Raw genomic sequence first — 16,413 nt, 5'->3', positions numbered from 1 at the left:
CTACAAGAGCTCGGCTTACTAACCAATTAAATAATTTACTCAGTTATTTAATCCAACCACGTTCCTTGTAATACGTCACTGCACCGTTATGCAATGGCGCAGAAAGGCCTGCTGTAATCATTTCTTCTGGGTTCAACTGTGCAAAAGCAGGATGTAAACGTTTGAATCGCTCAAAATTTTCGAATACTGCTTTAACCATGTTGTAAACAACTTTATCCGATGTATCTGTAGAAACAACTAGGGTCGCTTTTAAACCGTAAGTAGTAACATCGTTAGGTGTGCCTTCATACATGCCACCAGGAATTTTTGCTTCACTATAATAAGGGTATTGTGCAATTAGCTTATCAACTGCAGGGCCAGTCACATCAATAATATGAGTAGAACAAGTACTCGTTGCTTCTTTTACATTCGCAACTGGGTGGCCCGCAACCATGACAAACGCATCTACTTTGTTATCGCACAAGGCTTGAGATTGCTCTGCAGACTTAAGTTCACCTGCTAATTTAAAGTCAGACAATGTCATGCCTTTCTCTTTCATTAGAGTCAACATAGTGGCACGTTGACCAGAACCAGGATTACCAACGTTTACCCGCTTACCTTTCAAATCATCAAATGTTTTGATGTTCGCATCCGCACGTGTCACTAAGGTAAAAATATCAGAATGCAAAGAAAAAACAGATCTCAGTTCTTTATAAGGGCCAGCTGCTTCGAAGTTTGAAGTGCCATTAAGTGCATGGAACTGCCAATCAGACTGAACAGTACCAAAATTCAAACCGCCAGATCGGATAGAGTTAAGGTTAGCAATAGAACCACCCGTTGATGGAGCAGAACAACGTAAGTTATGCTCTTTTGTTTCGCGGTTTACCATTTTACAAATCGATTGACCGACAACATAGTAAACACCCGTTTGCCCAGCCGTACCGATAGAAAAATGTTCTACCTCACTTGCGTAACTTTGCGTTGCACCAAGACCACTAAACAATAGTGCTGTTGCCGCTACCTGTTTGAAATTTATATTTTTCATTAGCTCATTTCCTCGTTTCTTTTATGATATTTTTTTAATTTTTTTTACGTTCTATTTGTATTGCCTTACTACACTTTAATCCGTCATCAATAACGAATCTGAACAGTATTCCACCACCCTATTACTCATCGAACTTTCCGTTCAACTTAGGATAATTGAATACTGCGTTCCTTAGCTGCTTTACAACAATCAAGAAGTTGTTCCATAAAAATATCATCTGCCATCAAAGCTTCTAAACCCGCTTGCGTTGTGCCATTCGGGCTAGTGACATTTTCACGTAGCTTAATAACATCATCGATACTTTGATCAATTAATACAGAAGATCCAATAAGCGTTTCTAATGCCAAATCTTTAGCTAAAGCATCAGGTAAACCCAATGCCTTTGCAGACTCAATAAAACATTGAGCAAAATAAAATACATAAGCAGGACCGCTACCACTTATTGCCGTCACACTGTGCATATGCTCCTCACTGGTGACCCAATAAAATTTACCCAAAGAATTGAATAGTCCTTCAACCAAATTAGTAAAAGCAGATTCCTGCTCCTGCGCATAACCAACAAGAACGCCTTTACCTACCATAGCTGGTGTATTCGGCATTACTCTAATGATGTGTTTCGCATTCGTCATTAGCGAACGTAATGTATTTACAGTGACGCCCGCAGCAACGGAAATTAAGCAAGTATCTTTATTAATTAAGCGATTAAAATCACCAACACGTTTCAGAATAACTTGAGGTTTAAGTGCCAAAAGAAAAACGGAAAAAGATTCGCTAACCGATATCTGATCAACGCTTGAAAATGTATTGACGCCCTGAGCCTGATAGCCATCCAATACACTCTGATTTTGATCAATCAAATAAATGGACTCTGCTGCGATACCCTTAGTAAGCCAACCATTAATGATTGCTGCTCCCATTCTTCCGCCACCCACCACAAGAATTTTACTTTCTGCGCTGATCTCGAATGCTTTCATAAAACGAATCTCTATTAACTAGTTGATGCCCATTAATTCATGCAATGGTTTTCGACCTTTTAAGACGCCGCTAACGCTTTATACAAAGCACTGATACGCTTAAAGATTGGTCCAGGCTTACCGTCACCAACAATACGTCCATCAATACTATTAACAGGCGTTTGCCCAGCGAATGTACCAGTGACAAAAGCTTCATCTGAGCCATACACTTCAAAAAGAGAAAAATCAGTTTCGTGAACGACAATGCCATCGGCTTTACAGACATCGATTACTTTTTGACGAGTAATTCCGTTCATGCAGTATTTAGGTGTAGAAGTCCAAACTTCGCCCTTGCGTACAATAAAGAAATTAGTGGAATTACAGGTCGCAACGAAACCATGAGGATCAAGCATAAGTGCTTCATCCGCACCGGCTTTTTGCGCTTGAATTAAAGCAGTGATGCAATTGATTTTACTGTGTGAATTTAGTTTAGGGTCTTGGCTATTAGGCTGACCTCGAACGACATGAACGGTAAATAGACTCATTCCTTCTTCTTTTACTTTTTCACTCGGTTTACTGTGCTCTGCAATAATGACAGTCGTTGCGCCATAAATACTCAAACGAGGATCTTGAAAAGGCTTCTTCTTTTTACCTCGAGTAACCATTAATCGAAGATGCGCATCGTGAGTCATGGCATTCGCTTCTAATGTCTCATAAAGCGCTTTAACCATATCTTCACGGGATAAACCCAACTCAAAATCTAATACCTTTGCCGATGCATAAAGTCGATCTAAATGGTCGTCTAAAAAAGCAATTTTGCCATTATAAATACGCAGCCCTTCCCAAATACCATCACCAAGCATAAAGCCACTGTCATAAACAGAAACCATCGCTTCGTTCTTAGGCAATAACGCCCCATTAACATAAATTTTAATCGACTCGTTACGGTTATCTTCTTCAGCCGTGTGGGCACTAAATGAATGGGATGACATGCTTTACTCCAAATAACCAAGGGTGAATTTGCTCTTTCCAAGAACAATATGATGAATTCAGAGTAAATTTATAAAAACAAATTGTCAACTGTATGATTGTTAACAACCATACTAAATACAATAAAGTATTCTCTCATCTCATAATATTTGCTACTCTTGTCTTTCATAACTGTTCTAACTTATTTATTAAAATCAGGAATTTATGTCGGTATTAAACTTAAAACCTATACATAAAAATCGCACACTAAGAGCCAACGTTGCCGAGCAACTTAAAGACGCCATCATTAGTGGTGACCTACCTCCAGGCACCAAGCTTGTTGAGTCACAATTATCATCATTATTAGGCGTTAGCCGAGGCCCACTAAGAGAAGCCATCAGTCAACTTGTTGATCAAGGCCTAATTGAAAGCATTCCCTACACAGGAACGTACGTTGCGAATATCACAGTAACGGCGATTCAAGAGCTCTACTCTTTCAGGACAGAACTTGAACAATTTGCGTTTAAGCTGGTATGGGGAAAGAGAGATGATGCTTTTTTTAACGAGTTGGATTTACAGCTAAAGAAACTCACTCAAGCAGTGAAAGATAACGACCGAAGCGCGACTATATTTGAAGAATTAGAATTGCATAATGTTGTTTATAAGCATTGTGGACACTCGCTTTTACAAGACTCGTGGCAAAGACTCAGAGGCCGACTTCACCTTTACTTCACCCTACACCAGCAAGCCCACAACCGAGCCGGACCACTTATCAGTGCCCATGATAAATACGTCAACCTTGCCAAAAGTGATAGTTTAGAGGCCATGCTCGACCATGTTACCGAGCACATGCAACAAGGTTACAACAAGGTGGAGCAACTGGTTTCAGGGATTGAATCTAATAACTAGATACATCAGATCACTAAAATGGACTTCACTAGACACCCATAAACAGTAAAAACTGACAATCGTTACTTAAAAAGTGTGATGTTCCACAGTCATGAATGGGTTTATCAATATATTCATGATGACAAAAAATAAAGGGATACTCTATCGTCATTTAGTCCCCTACCATATCAAGGTTATGATGAATATTCCCCTACATGACGATAAACTACTTTATATAATGTATTCAAAGTCTTAGTAAACACCTACCCTTCGAATCAAAGCATTTCAAAATACCCCATACCAAAAGTCAAAAACACCCATAAATACATGGTTTTAATTACTTTGAATCAAAGTATATTTTTGGACATATTTATTGCTTTGATTCGCAGTAAATTAGGGTATTTCTACATTAACATAGCTTTGGCTGACATCCCTTTCCTCAAGACAACTAACATTATGACTTAGTTCACATATTGCACTACCAACCAATAGCTTTAGGCAACCAAGTAGCAAGACTTGGAAAATTAAACAAAACTAATAATGCGCAAAGTTGCAATATAACAAATGGTATTGCCCCTAAATAGATATGTTTAATTGATATTCCCGGTGGCACTACTCCTTTCAAAAAGAAAAGAGCCCAACCGAACGGTGGTGTCAAAAATGACATTTGAAGATTCATGGCAACCAAAATAGCCAACCAAACCATATCCGTTCCATAATTACTAAAGACAGGTAAGAACATGGGTAAAGCAATATAGGAAATTTCAATCCATTCCAGAAAAAAACCTAGAATAAACAATAACGCCATTAAAAAGATAATGGCACCAAACTCACCACCGGGCAGAATATCAAAGAAACCGTGAATGACCTGTTCACCACCCAGCCCTCTAAAAGCCAATGAGAAAGGCTGCGCACAAAGTAAGATAAAAAACACCATAGCCGATATGGTTAACGTACCGTGTAGCACCTCTTTTAGCATGACTCTATTCAGCCTTTTCATAAAGGCAGCTAATAGAATCGCTCCTAATGCTCCCATTGAAGCGGCTTCTGTTGGTGCTGCGACCCCCCCAACAATAGACCCTAGAACAGCGACAACTAATAATAACGGCGGACAAACATTTCGTAATAAATCTTTGAAAAGCTGTGATTTACTTGTTAATGCCCGCTCTTCCTTTGGTATAGCAGGCACCCAATCTGGTTTGACTAAACCTAAAATCAATAAATACAGAATGTAAATCACCGCTAATACCAAGCCTGGAATAAATGCGGCAGCAAACAAGGTACCAACCGATTCACCAACAATATCTGATAATAGAATGAGCACTAAACTCGGAGGAATAATTTGTCCTAATGTTCCTGACGCGCAAATCGTCCCACAGGCAATACTTGGGTGATATCCACGTCTCATTAAGACTGGCAATGTTAAGAGTCCAACGGTAACGACAGTAGCGCCAACAATGCCAGTTGATGCACCCATCAAAACACCTACTAAGATAATGGCTAGACCCATACCGCCATTAACGCCTCCCATGGCCTTGCCAATAGTCTCAAGCATATCCTCAGCAACCCGAGATTTTTCAAGCATGACTCCCATAAAGACAAATAAGGGAATCGCCAATAATGTGTAGTTTGTTACCACACCATATAGACGTGCCGGCATCAAATTAAACAGTAACGGGCCAAAACCCAAGTAACCGGCGACGAAGCCAGACACGGCTAATGATATTGCCACTGGAATGCCTATGATCATCATCGACAAAAACCCAGCAATCATCCCTAAGATAATCCATTCGTTGCCTGTCATACTGCACTACCTCTATCGACTTCTTTTACGGAGACATTTGGCTCAAGTTCCACAGAAACTTTTGCTTCAGTAATTTTCAAAATCGATCTCATAATATCAGCAACACCTTGAAGCACTAATAAGCCAAAACCAAAGGGAATAAACCCTTTAAGGAGATAACGCATGGGTAATCCACCAGGATCAGGTGAACCTTCTTGTAGATTATAAGATTGCCCAACATATTTTATTCCCAACCAGCAAATATAAACGCCTATAGCGATGGTAACGATGGCGGTTATTAGATCAACAACGCCTTGCTTGCGAGAAGAAAACTTATCGTAAAAAATATCAACACGTACATCTGCACGATGCTTCATAGAGTATGAAAGGCCGATCAGTGCAATAGGAGAAATTAAATGCCATTCAAGTTCCTGCAAAGAAACAGGCCCTATAGAAAACAAATATCGTAAAATAACATTAGTAGCGACGAGCAAAACTAGGGCTAGCACGCAAAAACGCGCTAGCCCTCCGAACCACTCAACCACCCGTTCAATAAGTTGAATAAGGGCATTCATAAGAGCGACCAGTTAGAGGTTTAAGAAAGGTTTCTCGCTAAGAGCAGCCCAAGATGAATGCTTCTCACGGAATTTCATAAAAGAATCGTATACTTTCTTAGTTTGAGGATCTGCAGCAGCCATGCTTGATAATGTATCAAAAGTGGCTTCTTTTAAATTGCTGACAATTTCTTGTGGCAATGGTTGAGCAATCACACCTTCATTTTCAACTAAATCTTTCAGTGCTTCAGCGTTCACAGATTCAGACCATGACAAACTTTCTGTAACGCTTGCTTGAGCAGCCATTTTGACGATCATTTGTAAGTCTTTAGGAAAAGAATCCCAAACGTCTTTGTTGATCAATAGTTCCGTCACGTTAGTCGGCTCATGCCAACCTGTTGTGTAGTAATATTTAGCGGCTTTATGAAGCCCAAGACGGCGATCTTGATATGGCCCAACAAACTCAGCCGCATCAATTACGCCTCTTTCTAGCGCTGGAAAAATCTCTCCACCTGGCAGCAAGCGTACGGTTACGCCTAATTCACTGTAAACCTTCCCAGCTAAACCAGGAATTCGCATTTTCAACCCTTTTAGATCGGCAACGGTTTCAACAGGCTTTCTAAACCAACCTGTCATTTGCACACCGGTATTGCCCATCGGAAAAGCGATTAATCCATGAGGCTCATACAACTCATGCCATAATTCCATACCACCACCATGGTATAGCCAAGCATTCATTCCCTGCGTATTAAGACCAAAGGGGACAGTTGTAAAAAATTGAGCCGCTGGAATCTTACCCGCCCAAAAATAAGCATTAGCCGCATTCATTTCAATCGTGCCACTTGATACTGCATTAAAACCTTCTAAAGCAGGTATCAACTCTCCAGCTGCAAAATGATTAATATTAAGGCGACCATCCGACATCGCGGTAACTTTTTCACAGAAATCCATAGGACTACCCGGCCCTTGTACATAAAAAGGAGAGCCTGGTGGATAAGCATTAGTCATCCTGACATTAAAGCGCTCATCACCTTTAGCTTGCGCTAGTGAAGGTGTACCTACAGCTGCACCAGCTACTGAAGCCGCAAGCGCATTACCTAGAAATTGACGTCTACTATTAGTCATATTTATGCCCTTTACATTTGAGTAAAAATAAATCGATAGGAATCGATCTAGTTAACTGAACTTTGCAGAAAGCATGCCAAAGCAAAAAATACAAATAACATATTGATTTATAATAAATAAAATATTTTTTTAATTATTTCTAAAATAATATGACGAAAAAAGTATGGTTTGAAACGAAAGTTTTTAATGCAGATAATAAATAAAAAGCCATTATTAAAATCATTTGTAAACTATATGATTACAAATAAAATCAATTCGATAAAAAATATGTAAATCTAGAATACAATCGCTATAAGTGATTCAACAAGATGCTTTAATTGGTAATTTGCACCACGACAAAGCATAGATTTGACAAAAATCTACAATCTAGCTCCACCACGCCTATGTTTAACTCGTTTCAATAAGCTACCGCATTCGACCGAAATAACCTCTTTACGCCCAAGCAAAAAGTCTTTGGAAAACTTATCAAAAGCCTCATGGCTATCGGTAAGTGTATGGATGTGTAAGCTTCTTAAATCCGACATAATATACAAGCTAACAACCTCTTGTTTGGCCGCAAGCTCCTCAGCAACCGCCTCTATATGTTGCGGCACGACTTTTAAATCGATAAAAGTTGAAATAACCTTACCTAATTTTTCAGGATTTACTACCGCTGTGAATTTCTCTATTACACCTTCATCAACAAGAGCATTCACTCTTGATCTTGCATGCGCTCGTGAGATATTTAACTTTCTTGCAATATCAGCAAAAGACGCTCTAGCATCTTGTATTAAGATACTAAGCAAAGCTGTATCATTTTTGTTCATTATAAAGTCTCCTTATTTCTGTAATCACTGACCTTTAAAGCAACTCAAATTCTTAAACTATAATGCAAGCTTTCTGCCACCCTGCCATCGGTTAAGAATGGTTTCTCTTAATTTTTAATTAATTAGGCACAATATTTAAAGGCTATTTTTAAAGATAAACATGCTTAATCGGTTATTTTTACTCGGAACATGGTAGGTATGTTAATTAGACCTTTGTCTATTACCTACGTTGGTTAGAAAGGAAAAATCTCTTACGAGTTGATTGTATGTGTGCAGCCTAGATATCCTCTAGCATTTTTTGACCTTGATGCTCTAACGCCACAATAAGTGCACCAAGAACATCTTTGCGACTTGAATTCTCTCGCTGAACCACGCCAAGTCTTCGATAAATTGGCGGAGAACCAAATGGAAACCAGTCAAGTGAAGTAGTAATCGTATCTTGTAACGCCATTTTTGGAACGATAGAAAAACCAAGTCCAGCTTGAATACATCCCACCACAGCGGTCATTGTATTTACTGATACTACTTCTATTGGTTCCGATGAGAGTTGTGCAATCTCAGTATCAATTTGCCTAGAAAGTTGCACCTGCGTGCGGTAACGAATAAAGGGGATTTTACGTACCAATTCTTCAAGAGTTCGTACACCTGTTCCTCTCGGTAATAAAACCACAAGAGGCTCATTAACAACAGGAGTCCAAGTCAAGCTTTGCGGCACAGCAACATAATCAGCAACGAGTGCGGCATCAAGCTGTCCTGAAACAACTTCATTCATAAGTTCTTCAGACATACCTATACGTAATCGAAAGTTTAATTCTGAATATGTCTTACGTAAGCTTGCAAGTGACCGTGGAACTAACGAGTTTGTACCCGTTCGGAGTGAACCAAACGCAATAGTTCCACGCACCTGCATGCCCGAAACCGATGTCTTGGTTTCGGTCATAATTTGCAATATAGCTCGAGCTGAGCGAACGACCTCCTCCCCTTTAGCTGTAAGCATTGGAGGACGATAGGTACGATCAAAAAGTGTCGCGCCAAGTTCTGACTCTAATGAAGTAATCTGCTGACTTACTGCAGAAGCGGTAATATTCACTATTTTCGCCGCTGCAGCAAAACCACCGTACTGCTCAATAGCAAGAAGTGTTTCAAGTTGTTTTGTATCCATAACCTTAAGATAAGTTTTACTAAATATAATGTCAAATATTTCGAGCTTTCCCTATGTTTTTCTTGTGTTAGTATCGATTGGTAACCTTTAGCTGTGGCATTAACACTGCGGCCTCATTTATTCAGGAGTGTTCCAATGAAAAACTGTAGTATTTCCATGAAAATCAGTGCGGCTCTTATTGCCGTAGCAACTATGTTCGCTACACCAAGTAATGCAGAAGTTTATCCAGAACGTGCAGTCGAATTTATCGTCCCTTGGTCACCAGGTGGAGGGTCAGATACGCTAATGAGATTAATCGCCAATAATGTGGAACCTTTTCTTGGTGTAAAAATGCCAATCATAAATATGCCTGGGGCTGGTGGAACAGTTGGTCTGCGTGAAACATCTCGTCGCGATACAGATGGGTATACAATTAGCCAAATTCACGAAGGCCTTCTCGTGGCGACTGAAACTGGCATCACTGATATTGCTTGGGATGATTTCGAACCTGTTGCATTGATGACATCATCACCACAATACCTTGTCATTGGAAAAAACAAGAACTATAGCAATTTTGAAGAGTTCGTCTCATTTGCTAAATCTCATCCAGGTGAAATAACAATGGGAGTTACTCTTGCTGGTGTACCACATCTTCATGCCGCTATGATCGAGCAAGCATTTGGCCTTCAATTTAAGTACGTAGGATACGAAGGAACAGGGCAACGAATAAGAGCTCTGGTTGGTGGTAATCTAGATTCTGCTATAGGTGATGTTAGCTCTTCTAAGCAATTCGTTGATAATGGTGACCTAATTTTCCTTGCAGTTGGATCAACTGAGCGAATGACCGAAACTCCAAATGTTCCAACATTAGCCGAGCTTGGTCAGAATTTAGAACTTAACGTAACTCGCGGAATTGTTGTACCTAAAGGAACGCCTAAAGAAATACGCGATGCACTTGAAGTAGCATTCGAGAAACTATCTAAAGACCCTTCCTATATTAAGCAAACAAACAACGCTGGTGCTAACGTTGGGTTCCGAGGTCAAGAAGACTATAAAGCTTATCTTCTTACGCTAGAAAAAACAGTTTCATCCCTGTCTGAAGTACTTGCTCCATGAGTAATTCAACTCATGACAAAGTGCTGGAGGCGGGCGAAATTGCCCGCCTTCTAAGCTACTTTATTATTCTGATTGCCTCTGTTGGATTATTCTTTGCCGCTTATAACATACCAACATCTCGATTTGAAACACTTGGAGCAGGCGCTTTTCCACAGATTGTTTGTGCTGTAATTGGGCTACTCACTATGTTTGCTATTGTCGATTCCTTGCGTAAAATTTCTTACCTAGGCTATGGTCGCTTTTATACTGAAGTAAAAGCCTGGATGCACCGTCGTTATCTTGTATTTATAACACTTGGAGCGCTTGCACTTTATATTCTTGTAATCCCTATCATAGGCTTCTCTATTGCAAGCATGATTTTCATATTCACAGTTCAAGTAATTTTGATGCCTCGTACCACTAAATCAATTGTGATTGCTTTCATAACGGCACTGGTCTTTTCTTTCGGACTTAATTGGCTATTTGCTGAAGTCTTTACCGTATTTCTTCCACGGGGAGTATTTTAAGATGGATGATTTTCTCATCGGAGCTACGCAAATATTTACCTTCTCGACACTTGTGTACATGTTTGCAGGATCCATTGCCGGTATTGTTGCTGCTGCAATACCAGGTTTCACTGTAACTATGGCAATAGTCTTAACTCTACCCCTTACATTTGCTATGGAGCCATTACAAGGCATTGCGGTAATGCTTTCTGTTTATGTAGGTGGATATACTGGAGGCTTAATATCCGCAGCACTTTTAGGAATACCAGGTACGCCTTCATCTGTTGCAACCACTTTTGACGCCTACCCTATGGCACGTAATGGTGAACCAGGTCGCGCACTATCGATTGGTGTTTGGGCATCATTTTTTGGAACGATAATTTCAACTGTCGTATTAATTTTTGCAGCCCCACCACTAGCACTTTTTGCTGTAAAGCTTGGTCCTTGGGAGTATTTTTCACTCATTGTTTTTGCATTAACAATTGTTGGTAGTCTTGTAGGTAGTTCGGTTGTTCGTGGAATGCTTGCGGGACTTGTTGGTCTTCTCATTTCAACCGTTGGAACGGATCCAATTTTAGGTAGAGCTAGATTCGATTTTGACATTGAAATGCTACAAACCGGCTTTCCATTTCTTGTAGTACTAATCGGGATTTTTGCGATTTCACAACTAGTCTCTGAAGTGGAAGATGCCAAAAATATACGCTCTGGTAATTCATTAGTTACTGGCGCAATAGATTTTCAGACATGGAAAGTATTTAAAGAAGTACTAATGAGACCAGTAAACTTATTAAGATCTTCAATCCTAGGAGTGCTAATTGGAGCACTTCCCGGTGCTGGTGGTTCTATTGCGAACTTACTAGCCTATGATCAAGCCAAACGTGCGTCAAAATACCCCGAAAGATTTGGTAAAGGGGAAACGGATGGCATTGTTGCTTCAGAAGCAGGCAATTCTGCAACAGCTGGTGGCGGGCTGATTCCACTTATCGGACTAGGTATTCCTGGATCTGCAGTTGATGCAATTTTAATGGCGTCACTCATGGTTCATGGTATTTCAGTAGGCCCACGCTTAATCCTTGATCATGGCGATTTAGTTTACGGTATGTTTATCGCTATGGCTGTAGCATCTCTAATGATGTTAATTGTTTCCGTTTTTTCAATGCGTCTTTTTTTACGAATTACTCAAGTACCTAAATGGGCAATAGTACCTGTGGTGATGACCTGTTGCGTAGTTGGTGCGTTTGCCCTCAATAACCGTGTAACAGATCTATACTTGTTAATTATTATCGGTATAGCTGGGTATGCGATGCGGGCCTTAGGATATTCACTTGCACCATTAGTACTAGGTGTAATTTTAGGTCCTATTGCTGAAACCAATCTACGTCGTGCTCTTATGACTGATGCTGATTTGAGTTTATTTATAAGCCGCCCTATTAGTCTAATTTTCTTAGTAGCCGCTGTGCTTTCTATCGCTTGGGCAATCCGAAGCCATCTTAAAAATAGCAAAACAACTAAAAGGACTTCTAATGAATCTGCGTCATGACCCTGTATACCCTTCTCGTCGCTCACCTATTCTTGCTGAGAATATTGTCTCAACTTCTCAGCCATTGGCTACTCAGGCAGGAATTTCGATTTTACAACAAGGTGGTAATGCTGTTGATGCGGCTATTGCAACTGCAGCGACTCTAACAATTGTCGAGCCTACAGGGTGCGGTCTAGGATCAGATGCATTTTGTATTCTTTGGGACGGTAAAAAACTACATGGTCTCAATGCCTCTGGCAGAGCGCCAGCAGCTTGGACGCCAGAGCGTTTTATTGAAGGCATGCCTCAACATGGCTGGGATTCAGTAACAGTCCCTGGTGCAGTAAGTGCGTGGATTTCTCTTTCACAACGATTCGGAAAACTCGATCTTGCTACCGTACTCGCTCCGGCTATTCGCTATGCAGAAGAAGGTTTTATTGTTTCTCCTGTCGTTGGCGCAGCATGGGCCAAAGGCGCTGAAATATTAAAAGATCAACCAGGCTTCGCAGAAACTTTTATGCCGAATGGACGCGCACCAAAAGCAGGTGAAAGATTCCGTAATCCAGGTGCAGCCAGAACCCTTCGAGCCATTGTAGAAACAAATGGTAAAGCGTTTTATGAAGGTGAAATTGCTGAAGAAATTGCCGCTTTTGCCAAAGCAAACGGTGGCGCTATGACAGTGAGCGACTTAGCTTCCCATAGCAATGACTGGTGCGGCACAATCAGCCATAATTTTGATAATGTTGAGCTCCATGAAATCCCGCCTAATGGTCAAGGAATTGCGGCATTAATGGCGCTTGGTATCCTTGAACATACAAACATTCGTAATTATGAGCCTGACGATATTTCTGCAGTTCATCTACAAATCGAGGCTATTAAGCTTGCTTATCGCGATCTTGATGCTTTTGTTGCTGACCGCGACCATATGAAAGACATAGACGAAGATGATCTACTTAATAAAGCATATCTTAAATCTCGAGCAGCGCTTATTGACATAAATAAAGCTCAAGACTTTCAAGCTGGCGCACCTAAAACGGGTGGCACTGTATTGTTAAATGTAGGTGATTCGTCAGGCATGATGGTGAGTTTTATTCAATCAAACTATTCAGGGTTTGGCTCAGGCGTTGTTGTTCCCGGAACTGGAATATCGATGCAAAATAGAGGTTTTGGTTTTACCAATAAACAAGGACACCCTAATCAGGTTGCTCCTGGCAAGCGCCCTTTTCATACTATTATCCCAGGCTTTGCAATGAAAAATGGCAAGCCTCTAATGGCTTTTGGCATGATGGGAGGACCAATACAAGCACAAGGTCATGTTCAACTATTATTACGTACTCAACTGTGGGATCAAGATCCTCAAGTAGCCGCAGACGCCCCTCGCTGGCGTATGGTAGAAGGGCTTGAAGTTGCTTGCGAACCAACGATGCCAAAATTACTTATCGATGGGCTCATAAATTTGGGTCACAAGATCACGGTTGAAGCACCTGATAATGCTTTTGGTTTTGGCGGAGCGCAAATTGTTCAGCGCTTTGAAAATGGCGGTTATGCCGCAGGCTCTGACCCTCGTAAAGATGGTCAGGCGGCTGGATTCTGATATAAGCGAGTAAGAAAGTTTCGGCACATTTTATAAGGATACTATGTGTCGAAATCTACATCATAAGTTTCTAACATTATAAGTAGAAAGTTTAGATTAATTGAGATCAGTTCCTTTAAAAATTAAAGAAGGTATATATGAATGAAATTTTAGCCGCTTGGCCCATTATTATAGCACTAATGATTACCGGGGTTTTTGCTGGTTTATTAGCGGGCTTACTTGGTGTTGGCGGTGGAATAGTAATCGTACCAGTGCTATATTTTTTGCTTCAATTTTTTGATGTCAGCCAAGAATCTGCGATTGTAATTGCCACAGCAACAAGTTTAGCAACTATTGTCCCTACATCTATTTCATCAATTCGCGCGCACTATATTAAAGGTAATGTCGACATTGGTATTTTAAAAGCTTGGGGGGGATTCGTATTGCTATTTGCCATATTAGGCAGCTTAATTGCATCAAATATCCCAGGTAATACCCTAACCCTTCTGTTCGCCATCATTGCTATTGTTGTTAGCATTAATATGCTTTTTCGCGCAGGTGCTTCAGCCTTATTTAGTAAACTACCCGGTAAATTTGGACAAAGCATTATGGCTTCCTGTGTAGGTGGTTTATCAGTAATGATCGGAATTGGTGGAGGCACAATTGGTGTACCATTATTGACTCTCTTTAACGTTGCGACTCACAAAGCAGTTGGTACTGCTGCTGCATTTGGATTATTAATTGCTTTGCCAGGAGCTGTTACCCTCCTTGCTGTTGGTGGTAGTCGTATAGATGCTCCGATTGGCACTATAGGCCTAGTCAATTTACCTGCATTCTTATTAATTATCCCGCTCACTATTATTTTTGCACCAATAGGAGCAAAAATAGGCGCTAAGCTAAACTCCGCTCAGTTGAAAAAAGCATTCGGTATTGTTCTTTTTATTACTGGTGTACGCATGCTATTACAACTCATTGGAATATAAGAAATAGAAAACATGCCTAAATGATAATAAATTTCACTTAGGCATCTTTAATTAACAGTAGTGAAAGAAAATGTTTTTTATCAATAATCCCTCCTGAAGTAATCCATAAATTTTCTAAGCTTTACTAGGCTCAGTATTTAAAGCTCCATTTGAATTTATTCGTGGACTTGTCGAATTGCTTTGTTAGCGCTTTAAGGTCTCTCTGGAGAGTACGTATTTGAACGCTAAAACCTTTCCCTTCTAATACCGTCTGAATCGTTTCGGCCGATATAGAACGGTCTGGTTTATCCGGAATAGCCCTTAGGATCTCTATTTGACAAAATAACGCAGTGCAATTAGTACCCACTCCTCCGCTCCCTGAGTAAATATTAAATCCCACACAATTAAGGCTTAATGCAAAGGCTCACGCAGAAGCATGAACAATAAAAAAATTACTTTTTTAAGCGCTATAGCCACATTGGCTTTTCAGCTTCGCCATAAAATACTAATCAACCCTAACAATTAATTTCTTTATTAGTCAGTTACTTATGAGGATGTAGAAAAACACACTTTAGGTGTATTAAAGTCACTTGGCAAAAAATTTAGTCACAGAAATCTTGCGACCAAAAACATCCTGCTTACCGCATGGACCAAAACGACCGAAGGTCAAAAAATGGGCTAAAATAGGTATCTGGGAATATTTAAATGAATGAATTAAAAATAGGAATATTCAAGATGGTCACCACATGGTCACATATTCGCCACATGATAAATTAAGACATTGAGAAGAATTCAACATTAACAATTAAAAAAAAATGACTAGGACAGTCATATGTATCAAGGCTTACTAGATGGATCTCATATGAAAAAATCAATCATATGATTGGTGGGTGTGGAGAGGTTCGAACTCCCGACATTCGCCTTGTAAGGGCGACGCTCTCCCAACTGAGCTACACACCCATCTTTAAGCTAAACTCTTTTCTTAACCTATTACTTATTGCTTAGATAAGTAATGGCGGAATGGACGGGACTCGAACCCGCGACCCCCTGCGTGACAGGCAGGTATTCTAACCAACTGAACTACCACTCCAACACAATCTAGGACTTTTGTTTATTTTTAATTCTCTGCAGAAATAAAAACAAACCCACTGTCTAGTTAGTGGTGGGTGTGGAGAGGTTCGAACTCCCGACATTCGCCTTGTAAGGGCGACGCTCTCCCAACTGAGCTACACACCCATTTTAAGCTAAACTCTTTTCTTAACCTATTACTTATTGCTTAGATAAGTAATGGCGGAATGGACGGGACTCGAACCCGCGACCCCCTGCGTGACAGGCAGGTATTCTAACCAACTGAACTACCACTCCAACACAATCTAGGCCTTTTGTTTATTTTTAATTCTCTGCAGAAATAAAAACAAACCCACTGTCTAGTTAGTGGTGGGTGTGGAGAGGTTCGAACTCCCGACATTCGCCTTGTAAGGGCGACGCTCTCCCAACTGAGCTACACACCCATTT

Annotated in this window: 14 protein-coding genes and 5 tRNA genes; 6 read left to right on the top strand and 13 right to left on the bottom strand. The window is 40.4% G+C overall.

All coding sequences use genetic code 11. From position 1 onward, the window contains the following. Nucleotides 1–43 precede the first annotated feature (43 nt). From IF202_RS12165 to IF202_RS12155, 3 genes are all read right to left on the bottom strand, one after another. Nucleotides 44–1,024, bottom strand: coding sequence for a TAXI family TRAP transporter solute-binding subunit (locus tag IF202_RS12165; protein WP_191595194.1), 981 nt, complete (start codon nt 1,022–1,024; stop codon nt 44–46). A gap of 146 nt (nt 1,025–1,170) precedes the next feature. Then, on the bottom strand, nt 1,171–1,998 hold the full coding sequence (proC, locus tag IF202_RS12160) for a pyrroline-5-carboxylate reductase (protein ID WP_191595193.1): 828 nt from the start codon (nt 1,996–1,998) through the stop codon (nt 1,171–1,173). A gap of 59 nt (nt 1,999–2,057) precedes the next feature. After that, nucleotides 2,058–2,969 carry an aminotransferase class IV gene (locus tag IF202_RS12155; protein WP_191595192.1) on the bottom strand — a complete coding sequence of 304 codons (912 nt, stop codon included), beginning with the start codon at nt 2,967–2,969 and terminating at the stop codon, nt 2,058–2,060. Nucleotides 2,970–3,171: 202 nt separating this feature from the next. On the opposite strand from IF202_RS12155, the gene IF202_RS12150 reads away from it, so the two are divergent. Next, complete coding sequence (locus IF202_RS12150; protein ID WP_191595191.1) at nt 3,172–3,855, top strand: GntR family transcriptional regulator; 684 nt, start codon at nt 3,172–3,174, stop codon at nt 3,853–3,855. A gap of 457 nt (nt 3,856–4,312) precedes the next feature. On the opposite strand, the gene IF202_RS12145 is transcribed toward IF202_RS12150, so the two are convergent. From IF202_RS12145 to IF202_RS12125, 5 genes are all read right to left on the bottom strand, one after another. After that, nucleotides 4,313–5,638, bottom strand: a complete 1,326-nt coding sequence (locus tag IF202_RS12145; protein ID WP_191595190.1) for a TRAP transporter large permease — start codon at nt 5,636–5,638, stop codon at nt 4,313–4,315. Then, entirely contained in the window at nt 5,635–6,192 is a 558-nt protein-coding gene (locus IF202_RS12140; RefSeq protein WP_191595189.1) for a TRAP transporter small permease subunit, read from the bottom strand. The genes IF202_RS12145 and IF202_RS12140 overlap by 4 nt, the downstream gene beginning before the upstream one ends. Before the next feature lie 12 nt (nt 6,193–6,204). Further along, nucleotides 6,205–7,296: a TRAP transporter substrate-binding protein gene (locus IF202_RS12135; protein ID WP_191595188.1), complete on the bottom strand. Its 1,092-nt coding sequence runs from the start codon at nt 7,294–7,296 to the stop codon at nt 6,205–6,207. Nucleotides 7,297–7,655: 359 nt separating this feature from the next. Beyond that, a complete protein-coding gene (locus IF202_RS12130; protein WP_191595187.1) occupies nt 7,656–8,102 on the bottom strand; it encodes an Lrp/AsnC family transcriptional regulator in 447 nt (148 codons plus the stop codon). Between the two features lie 277 nt (nt 8,103–8,379). Then, complete coding sequence (locus IF202_RS12125) at nt 8,380–9,264, bottom strand: LysR family transcriptional regulator (RefSeq protein WP_191595186.1); 885 nt, start codon at nt 9,262–9,264, stop codon at nt 8,380–8,382. Between the two features lie 135 nt (nt 9,265–9,399). On the opposite strand from IF202_RS12125, the gene IF202_RS12120 reads away from it, so the two are divergent. The 5 genes from IF202_RS12120 (at nt 9,400) to IF202_RS12100 (ending at nt 14,919) form a co-directional block, all read left to right on the top strand. After that, entirely contained in the window at nt 9,400–10,359 is a 960-nt protein-coding gene (locus IF202_RS12120) for a Bug family tripartite tricarboxylate transporter substrate binding protein (RefSeq protein WP_206705482.1), read from the top strand. Beyond that, nucleotides 10,356–10,865, top strand: a complete 510-nt coding sequence (locus IF202_RS12115) for a tripartite tricarboxylate transporter TctB family protein (protein ID WP_191595185.1) — start codon at nt 10,356–10,358, stop codon at nt 10,863–10,865. Before IF202_RS12120 ends, IF202_RS12115 begins: the two co-directional genes overlap by 4 nt. A 1-nt stretch (nt 10,866) precedes the next feature. Then, the gene (locus IF202_RS12110; RefSeq protein WP_191595184.1) at nt 10,867–12,384 is read left to right on the top strand and encodes a tripartite tricarboxylate transporter permease; all 1,518 of its coding nucleotides are present in this window, start codon (nt 10,867–10,869) and stop codon (nt 12,382–12,384) included. Beyond that, complete coding sequence (locus IF202_RS12105; RefSeq protein ID WP_191595183.1) at nt 12,368–13,957, top strand: gamma-glutamyltransferase family protein; 1,590 nt, start codon at nt 12,368–12,370, stop codon at nt 13,955–13,957. Before IF202_RS12110 ends, IF202_RS12105 begins: the two co-directional genes overlap by 17 nt. Before the next feature lie 137 nt (nt 13,958–14,094). Continuing rightward, the gene (locus tag IF202_RS12100) at nt 14,095–14,919 is read left to right on the top strand and encodes a sulfite exporter TauE/SafE family protein (protein ID WP_191595182.1); all 825 of its coding nucleotides are present in this window, start codon (nt 14,095–14,097) and stop codon (nt 14,917–14,919) included. An 863-nt stretch (nt 14,920–15,782) separates the two neighbouring features. Here IF202_RS12100 and IF202_RS12095 read toward each other — a convergent pair. The 5 genes from IF202_RS12095 to IF202_RS12075 form a co-directional block, all read right to left on the bottom strand. Continuing rightward, nucleotides 15,783–15,858 (bottom strand) — tRNA-Val (locus IF202_RS12095). Between the two features lie 53 nt (nt 15,859–15,911). Continuing rightward, nucleotides 15,912–15,988 (bottom strand) — tRNA-Asp (locus IF202_RS12090). A gap of 70 nt (nt 15,989–16,058) precedes the next feature. Continuing rightward, nucleotides 16,059–16,134: transfer RNA gene (locus IF202_RS12085), tRNA-Val, on the bottom strand. A 52-nt stretch (nt 16,135–16,186) separates the two neighbouring features. Continuing rightward, a tRNA-Asp gene (locus IF202_RS12080) sits at nt 16,187–16,263 on the bottom strand. A 70-nt stretch (nt 16,264–16,333) separates the two neighbouring features. Next, nucleotides 16,334–16,409, bottom strand: a tRNA-Val gene (locus IF202_RS12075). Nucleotides 16,410–16,413: the final 4 nt, after the last annotated feature.

Source organism: Marinomonas colpomeniae, from assembly GCF_014803385.1.
GTDB classification, from domain to species: Bacteria; Pseudomonadota; Gammaproteobacteria; order Pseudomonadales; family Marinomonadaceae; genus Marinomonas; species Marinomonas colpomeniae.
Note: the sequence above shows the minus strand (reverse complement) of the source record. Positions and strands in the feature narration are given on the sequence as shown.

What these genes read in the sequence shown, in the direction of transcription:
- IF202_RS12150 (WP_191595191.1), top strand. Translation starts at nt 3,172, where the DNA reads ATGTCGGTATTAAACTTAAAACCTATACATAAAAATCGCACACTAAGA.
- IF202_RS12130 (WP_191595187.1), bottom strand. Translation starts at nt 8,102, where the DNA reads ATGAACAAAAATGATACAGCTTTGCTTAGTATCTTAATACAAGATGCT.
- IF202_RS12155 (WP_191595192.1), bottom strand. Translation starts at nt 2,969, where the DNA reads ATGTCATCCCATTCATTTAGTGCCCACACGGCTGAAGAAGATAACCGT.
- IF202_RS12100 (WP_191595182.1), top strand. Translation starts at nt 14,095, where the DNA reads ATGAATGAAATTTTAGCCGCTTGGCCCATTATTATAGCACTAATGATT.
- IF202_RS12165 (WP_191595194.1), bottom strand. Translation starts at nt 1,024, where the DNA reads ATGAAAAATATAAATTTCAAACAGGTAGCGGCAACAGCACTATTGTTT.
- IF202_RS12110 (WP_191595184.1), top strand. Translation starts at nt 10,867, where the DNA reads ATGGATGATTTTCTCATCGGAGCTACGCAAATATTTACCTTCTCGACA.
- IF202_RS12135 (WP_191595188.1), bottom strand. Translation starts at nt 7,296, where the DNA reads ATGACTAATAGTAGACGTCAATTTCTAGGTAATGCGCTTGCGGCTTCA.
- IF202_RS12140 (WP_191595189.1), bottom strand. Translation starts at nt 6,192, where the DNA reads ATGAATGCCCTTATTCAACTTATTGAACGGGTGGTTGAGTGGTTCGGA.
- IF202_RS12125 (WP_191595186.1), bottom strand. Translation starts at nt 9,264, where the DNA reads ATGGATACAAAACAACTTGAAACACTTCTTGCTATTGAGCAGTACGGT.
- IF202_RS12105 (WP_191595183.1), top strand. Translation starts at nt 12,368, where the DNA reads ATGAATCTGCGTCATGACCCTGTATACCCTTCTCGTCGCTCACCTATT.
- proC (WP_191595193.1), bottom strand. Translation starts at nt 1,998, where the DNA reads ATGAAAGCATTCGAGATCAGCGCAGAAAGTAAAATTCTTGTGGTGGGT.
- IF202_RS12120 (WP_206705482.1), top strand. Translation starts at nt 9,400, where the DNA reads ATGAAAAACTGTAGTATTTCCATGAAAATCAGTGCGGCTCTTATTGCC.
- IF202_RS12145 (WP_191595190.1), bottom strand. Translation starts at nt 5,638, where the DNA reads ATGACAGGCAACGAATGGATTATCTTAGGGATGATTGCTGGGTTTTTG.
- IF202_RS12115 (WP_191595185.1), top strand. Translation starts at nt 10,356, where the DNA reads ATGAGTAATTCAACTCATGACAAAGTGCTGGAGGCGGGCGAAATTGCC.